The sequence below is a fragment of the Burkholderia sp. Ac-20345 genome (assembly GCF_017104825.1).
GTDB classification, from domain to species: Bacteria; Pseudomonadota; Gammaproteobacteria; order Burkholderiales; family Burkholderiaceae; genus Burkholderia; species Burkholderia lata_B.
Genome location: NZ_JAAGPO010000319.1, coordinates 1 through 7,477, shown reverse-complemented (window position 1 = coordinate 7,477; position 7,477 = coordinate 1). Strand labels below are relative to the sequence as shown.

Sequence of the window (7,477 nt, the reverse complement as noted above, 5' to 3'; positions counted from 1 at the left end):
TTCCCAGATCGCCTGGCCGTCGCGCGCAAACAGCGAGATGCCGACGGCCGGCCGTTGCTTGCGGGTGCCGCCCGAGGCGGCTTCATTGATGTCCGTCACCGGTTGGTTTCCTCTGCGGCGTCGTGCGTCCGGGCATCGCGTCGAGCGTCTGGCCTGGAAGCGGCGCGCCGTGGATTGTCATGGTTGCATTTGCGCCGGTGCGCCGCGGCGGGCGAATCGGGCGACCAGGTTCGCGAGGGCGGCAGCCGGTTTCCGGCATGTCATCGGGCGCGCCTGGCACGGCGCGCGATTCGGGCAGGTTGCCCCGGCGACTGTCTGCGGCGATTGTGGCACGGAAACCACCGTTTTTGGCGGGACGTGACGAACTTTGACATAGCCGCCGGCCAATGTGAGCAGGGCGCCGGCGAAGCGGCGCCCAGGTTGCACGGCGGAGGTCGGGGGCGGGTCCGGCGCGGCGCTGGCGGCCTGCCGGATCGGGGCGCCGCGTGCGGCGGCCCGCTCAGTGCTGCAGCCGGATTTCGACGCGGCGGTTGCTGGCGCGGCCTTCCGGCGTCGCGTTCGACGCGACCGGATCGGCCTTGCCGCGGCCCGAGACCGTCAGCGAGTCCGTCTTCAGGCCGTGCGCCTTCAGGTATGCCGCGACGGATTCCGCGCGGCGCTTCGACAGCGCCAGGTTGTAGTCGTCGCTGCCCACCGAATCCGTAAAGCCGGTGACGCTTACCTGCGAGTACGTGTGGTCGGCGCGCTCGCTCAGCAACCGGTCGAGCGATTCGCGCGCGGTCGGGGCGAGCGTCGCGTGGTCGGTTGCGAACAGCGCGTCGCCCGACAGGTTCACCTGTTCGACGACGGCGGCGGCCGGCGCGGCGGCCGAGGCCGAAGCCGTCTCGGCCGGTGCGGCGCCGCACTGGAATACGAGCGTCGCGGGATCGGATTTGTCGCGCAGCGCGCGGGCCGAGTCGAGGGCGCGCACGGGCTCTTCGCCGCAAATCTTGCGGGCGGCCTTCATGCAGGTCTCCGGGCCCGACAGCAGGCCGTGGCAGTCCACCTGGAAGGTGCGCACGCCGTCGCGCGGCTGCAGTTCGGAGGCGCTGAAGGTCGGGCCGGATGCGGTCGAGCACGCGGCGAGGGCCGTTGCGGAAAGCGCGAGCGCAAGAGCGAGTTTGTTCACGGTTACATCCTCAATACTTGGGTTGACTGAAGCCCGCCACGGGTGGCGCGGCGGGCTCGTCTGGCCGTCGGGGCCGCCGCGGGCCGTCCGGCTGGCGAGCCGGGCGGCCTGGCGGCGCGACGCGTTACTTCCACTGGTACAGCATGCCGGCGCCGATCACCTTCTGACCGCCGCTGAAACCGCCGTTGATCGACGCCTTCAGGTTTTCCGTGATGCGGGCCTGCATGTTGACCGCCATTGCCTTCTGGCCGAGGAAGGTCGACGTACCCACACCCATCCCGAAGTTGGCGTCGCGATCGAGCTGAGGGATCGAGGCCATCGCGCCGACGGCCGCGATACCCTGCTTCGCCATCTGGTCGGTCTGCTGCAGTTGCGAACCCAGCGAGTTGATCTGCGCCTGCTGGCCCGACAGTGCCGTCGACAGCGTCGTCTGCACCTGCGTCAGCTGGTTCACGTTCACCGCGTCGGTGCCTTGCGTACCCGGCGCGACGTTCGTGATCTGGCGCTGCTGCGTGTCGTTGCCGACCGACACCACGTTCGAGCGGCCGCCGTCGTTGGAGCCTGCGCCGATCGCCACCGAGTTCGAACCCGTGGTGACGGTCGGGACGTCGGTGCCCTTGCCGTTCATGTCGGCCGCGATGCCGTTGTTGTTGGCGGCGCGCGTCGTGTTGTTGTTGATCGTCGTCGACAGCGAGTTCAACGTGTTGTTGATGTTGTTCACGCCGGTCGACAGCGAGGCCACGTTGCTGTTCGTCGTGCTCAGGCCGGTGGACAGCGAGCCGATGCCGGTCGAAGTCGACGTCGACAGCGAGTTGACGTTGCTGTTCGTCGTGCTCAGGCCCGTCGACAGCGAGTTGATCGCGGTCGAGGTCGACGTGGACAGCGACGACACCGAGCTGTTCGTGCTGCTCAGGCCGGTGGACAGCGAGTTGATGCCCGTCGACAGCGACGCGACGTTCGACGCGGTGGACGTCGACAGCGTGTTGATCGCATTGTTCGTCGCGTTGAGCTGGCTGCCGTTGATCGCGTCCGTGCTGCTGGCCGAGATCTGGCCGGCGGCGACGTTCGTGATCTGGCGTTCCTGGCCCGGTGCGCCGACGCTCACCACGCCAACCGGCGAGCTGCCCGCGAAGAAGTACGTGGTGCCGCCGATCGTTGCGCTCGACGTCGGGTTCGCGGCACTCGTGACCGAGTTCGCGCCGAGTGCGATCGAGTTGGCGACGTTGGCCTGCGCGTTCGTGCCGAAGGCGAGCGCGTCGGCGGCCGTTGCCTTGGCAGCGGAGCCGTACGCTTGCGCGCCGGTGGCGCTTGCCGTGGCCTGGTTGCCGAGCGCGATCGTGTTGTCCGCGGTGGCCTGGTTCGAGCTGCCGAGTGCGAGTGCGCTCGCGCCGTTGGCCGTGTTCGCGTTGCCGAGTGCCACTGCGCCGTTGCCGGTCGCCGTGTCGTTCGCGCCCATCGCTACCGCGCCGGTACCCGTTGCGATGCTCGGGTCGCCGATCGCGACCGCGCCGTCGCCGCTTGCCGTGTTGCCGGAGCCGATCGACACGGCCTTGCCGCCCGTTGCCGATGCGTTCTGGCCGATGGCGACCGCGCCTGCCGACTGCGCGTTCGAACCGTCGCCGACCGCGACGCTGCTGGCGCCTGCGGCGCTGGCGTTCACGCCGGCTGCGATGGCGTTGGTGCCTGTTGCGCCCGTGTTGTCGTAGTTGGCTTGCTGCACGCCGTTGTCGTTGACGCTGTAGTAGTGCGTCTTCGCGGCGTTGATCGCGGTCGAGGTCGAAGTCGACAGCGACGTCACCGAGCTGTTCGTGCTGCTCAGGCCGGTGGACAGCGAGCCGATGCCGGTCGACGTCGACGTGGACAGCGACACGATCGTGCTGTCCGTGCTGCTCAGGCCGGTGGACAGCGAGCTGATGCCGGTCGAGGTCGACGTGGACAGCGAGGTGATCGAGCTGTTGGCCGACGACAGGCCGGTCGAGGTCGAGGTCGACAGCGAGCTGATCGAGCTGTTCGCCGAGGACAGGCCGGTCGAGGTCGAGGTCGACAGCGAGGTGATCGAGCTGTTGGCCGACGAGAGGCCCGTCGAGGTCGACGTCGACAGCGACGTGATCGAGCTGTTAGCCGACGACAAGCCGGTCGAGGTCGAGGTCGACAGCGACGTGATCGAGCTGTTCGCCGACGAGAGGCCCGTCGAGGTTGACGTGGACAGCGAAGTGATCGAGCTGTTGGCCGACGACAGACCCGTCGAGGTCGAAGTCGACAGCGAGGTGATCGAGCTGTTGGCCGACGACAGACCGGTCGAGGTCGAGGTCGACAGCGAGGTGATCGAGCTGTCAGCCGAGGACAGACCCGTCGACGTCGAGGTCGACAGCGAATCGATCGAGCTATTCGCCGAGGACAGGCCGGTCGAGGTCGAAGTCGACAGCGACGTGATCGAGCTGTTAGCCGACGAGAGGCCGGTCGAGGTCGAGGTGGACAGCGAATCGATCGAGCTGTTGGCCGACGAGAGGCCCGTCGAGGTCGAGGTCGACAGCGACGTGATCGAGCTATTAGCCGACGAGAGGCCCGTCGAGGTCGAAGTCGACAGCGAGGTGATCGAGCTGTTAGCCGAGGACAGGCCGGTCGAGGTCGAGGTGGACAACGACGTGATCGAGCTGTTAGCCGAGGACAGGCCGGTCGAGGTCGAAGTCGACAGCGACGTGATCGAGCTGTTGGCCGACGAAAGCCCCGTCGACGTCGAAGTCGAGAGCGAGGTGATCGAGCTGTCAGCCGAGGACAGGCCGGTCGAGGTCGAGGTGGACAACGACGTGATCGAGCTGTTAGCCGAGGACAGGCCGGTCGACGTCGAAGTCGAGAGCGACGTGATCGAGCTGTTGGCCGACGACAGACCCGTCGAGGTCGAAGTCGACAGCGAGGTGATCGAGCTGTCAGCCGACGACAGACCGGTCGAGGTCGACGTCGACAGCGAATCGATCGAGCTGTTAGCCGACGACAGACCCGTCGAGGTCGAAGTCGACAGCGAGGTGATCGAGCTGTTAGCCGACGACAGGCCGGTCGACGTCGAAGTCGAGAGCGACGTGATCGAGCTGTTGGCCGACGACAGACCCGTCGAGGTCGAGGTCGACAGCGAGGTGATCGAGCTGTTGGCCGACGAAAGCCCCGTCGACGTCGAAGTTGACAGCGAGGTGATCGAGCTGTCAGCCGACGACAGACCCGTCGAGGTCGAGGTCGACAGCGAATCGATCGAGCTGTTCGCCGTGGACAGGCCGGTCGAGGTCGAGGTGGACAACGACGTGATCGAGCTGTTAGCCGAGGACAGGCCGGTCGAGGTCGAAGTCGACAGCGACGTGATCGAGCTGTTGGCCGACGAAAGCCCCGTCGACGTCGAAGTCGAGAGCGAGGTGATCGAGCTGTCAGCCGAGGACAGGCCGGTCGAGGTCGAGGTGGACAACGACGTGATCGAGCTGTTAGCCGAGGACAGGCCGGTCGAGGTCGACGTCGACAGCGACGTGATCGAGCTGTTGGCCGAGGAGAGGCCGGTCGACGTGGAAGTCGACAGCGACGTGATCGAACTGTTAGCCGACGAAAGCCCCGTCGAGGTCGAAGTCGACAGCGAGGTGATCGAGCTGTCAGCCGACGACAGACCGGTCGAGGTCGAGGTCGACAGCGAATCGATCGAGCTGTTCGCCGTGGACAGGCCCGTCGAGGTCGAAGTGGACAACGACGTGATCGAGCTGTTGGCCGAGGAGAGGCCGGTCGAAGTCGACGTGGACAGCGAGGTGATCGAGCTGTTGGCCGACGAAAGCCCCGTCGACGTCGAAGTCGACAGCGAGGTGATCGAGCTGTCAGCCGACGACAGACCGGTCGAGGTCGAGGTCGACAGCGAATCGATCGAGCTGTTCGCCGTGGACAGGCCGGTCGAGGTCGAGGTCGACAACGACGTGATCGAGCTGTTAGCCGAGGACAGGCCGGTCGAGGTCGAAGTCGAGAGCGAGGTGATCGAGCTGTCAGCCGACGACAGGCCGGTCGAGGTCGAGGTGGACAACGACGTGATCGAGCTGTTCGCCGAGGACAGGCCGGTCGAGGTCGACGTCGACAGCGACGTGATCGAGCTGTTGGCCGAGGAGAGGCCGGTCGACGTGGAAGTCGACAGCGACGTGATCGAGCTGTCAGCCGACGACAGACCGGTCGAGGTCGAGGTCGACAGCGAGGTGATCGAGCTGTTAGCCGAGGACAGACCCGTCGACGTGGAGGTCGACAGCGACGTGATCGAGCTGTCAGCCGAGGACAGGCCAGTCGAGGTCGACGTGGACAGCGAGGTGATCGAGCTGTCAGCCGAGGACAGACCGGTCGACGTGGAAGTCGACAGCGAGGTGATCGAGCTGTTAGCCGACGACAGGCCGGTCGAGGTCGAAGTGGACAACGACGTGATCGAGCTGTCAGCCGACGAAAGCCCCGTCGACGTGGACGTCGACAGCGAGGTGATCGAGCTGTTAGCCGACGACAGACCGGTCGAGGTCGACGTGGACAGCGAGGTGATCGAGCTGTTAGCCGACGACAGGCCGGTCGAGGTCGACGTGGACAACGACGTGATCGAGCTGTCAGCCGACGACAGGCCGGTCGAGGTCGACGTGGACAACGACGTGATCGAGCTGTTAGCCGACGACAGGCCGGTCGAGGTCGACGTGGACAACGACGTGATCGAGCTGTCAGCCGACGACAGGCCGGTCGAGGTCGACGTGGACAACGACGTGATCGAGCTGTTAGCCGACGACAGGCCGGTCGAGGTCGACGTGGACAGCGACGTGATCGAGCTGTTAGCCGACGAGAGGCCCGTCGACGTGGAGGTCGACAGCGAGGTGATCGAGCTGTTAGCCGACGAGAGGCCCGTCGACGTGGAGGTCGACAGCGAGGTGATCGAGCTGTCAGCCGAGGACAGACCCGTCGACGTGGAAGTCGACAACGACGAGATCGAGCTGTTAGCCGACGAGAGGCCCGTCGACGTCGAAGTCGACAGCGAAGTGATCGAGCTGTTGGCCGACGACAGGCCGGTCGAGGTCGACGTGGACAGCGACGAGATCGAGCTGTTGGCCGACGAGAGGCCCGTCGACGTGGAGGTCGACAACGACGTGATCGAGCTGTCAGCCGAAGACAGACCCGTCGACGTCGAAGTCGACAGCGACGTGATCGAGCTGTTAGCCGATGACAGGCCCGTCGACGTGGAGGTCGACAGCGAAGTGATCGAGCTGTCAGCCGACGACAGACCCGTCGACGTGGAGGTCGACAGCGACGAGATCGAGCTGTTGGCCGACGACAGGCCGGTCGAGGTCGAAGTCGACAGCGACGAGATCGAGCTGTCGGCCGAGGACAGGCCAGTCGAAGTCGAAGTGGACAGCGACGAGATCGAGCTGTTGGCCGACGAGAGGCCCGTCGACGTCGAAGTCGACAGCGACGAAATGGCGCTGGTCGCGGTACCAACCTGTTGGGCGACCGAATAGAGCTGGCTGCCGTTGACCGCGTCGGTACTGGTCGACGTCACCTGGCCGGCGGCGACGTTGGTGACTTGTCGTTCCTTGCCGGCGCTGCCGACGCTAACGGTGCCGTCCGGCGAGGCACCCGCAAATCCGCCGAACGTGACACCGTTGACGGTCGCGCTGCTCGTGCCAACGGCCGGGCCGGTCTGCGAATTGGCGCCGAGCGCCACGGAATTGTCGGTGCCGGCGACTGCCCCGGTGCCGATGGCAACGGCGTCGGCACCGGTCGCGGTGCTGTCGGCGCCGGTCGAGTTCGCGTGGAAGTACTTGATGCCCTTGCTGTTGATGTTGTCGATCGCCGAGCCGACGCTGTTGGCGGTCGACGTCGTGCCGTTCGCGTTGTAGGTCGTGTATGCCGGCGCGGAGACCGTCCCGGTCGTCGGGTCGTACGTGGAACCGCCGCCGAGCGCCGATGCCGTGCTGGTGCCGAGGTTGTCCGTCTTGACCGCGACCGTGCTCAGGCCAGTGGACAGCGAACCGATCGAGCTCGTGGCCGTCGAGAGACCCGTCGACGTCGACGTGGACAGCGACAGGACCGAGCTGTTGGCCGAGCTGATACCGGTGGACAGCGAGTTGATGCCGGTCGAGGTCGACGTGGACAGCGAGGTGATCGAGCTGTTGGCCGACGACAGACCCGTCGACGTGGACGTCGAGAGCGAGGTGACCGAACTGTTGGCCGAGCTGATACCGGTGGACAGCGAGTTGATACCGGTCGAGGTCGACGTGGACAGCGACGTGATCGAGCTATTCGCCGACGACAGGCCGGTCGACGTGG

General features: G+C 66.3%; 2 protein-coding genes. Both read right to left on the bottom strand.

All coding sequences use genetic code 11. The features are described from left to right. Window positions 1–499 precede the first annotated feature (499 nt). On the bottom strand, window positions 500–1,168 hold the full coding sequence (locus G3O06_RS45485) for an OmpA family protein (protein WP_205819991.1): 669 nt from the start codon (window positions 1,166–1,168) through the stop codon (window positions 500–502). A gap of 124 nt (window positions 1,169–1,292) precedes the next feature. Next, window positions 1,293–7,477, bottom strand: a 6,185-nt coding sequence (locus G3O06_RS45480) for a YadA-like family protein (RefSeq protein WP_205819992.1), incomplete at its 5' end; no start/stop codon positions are given.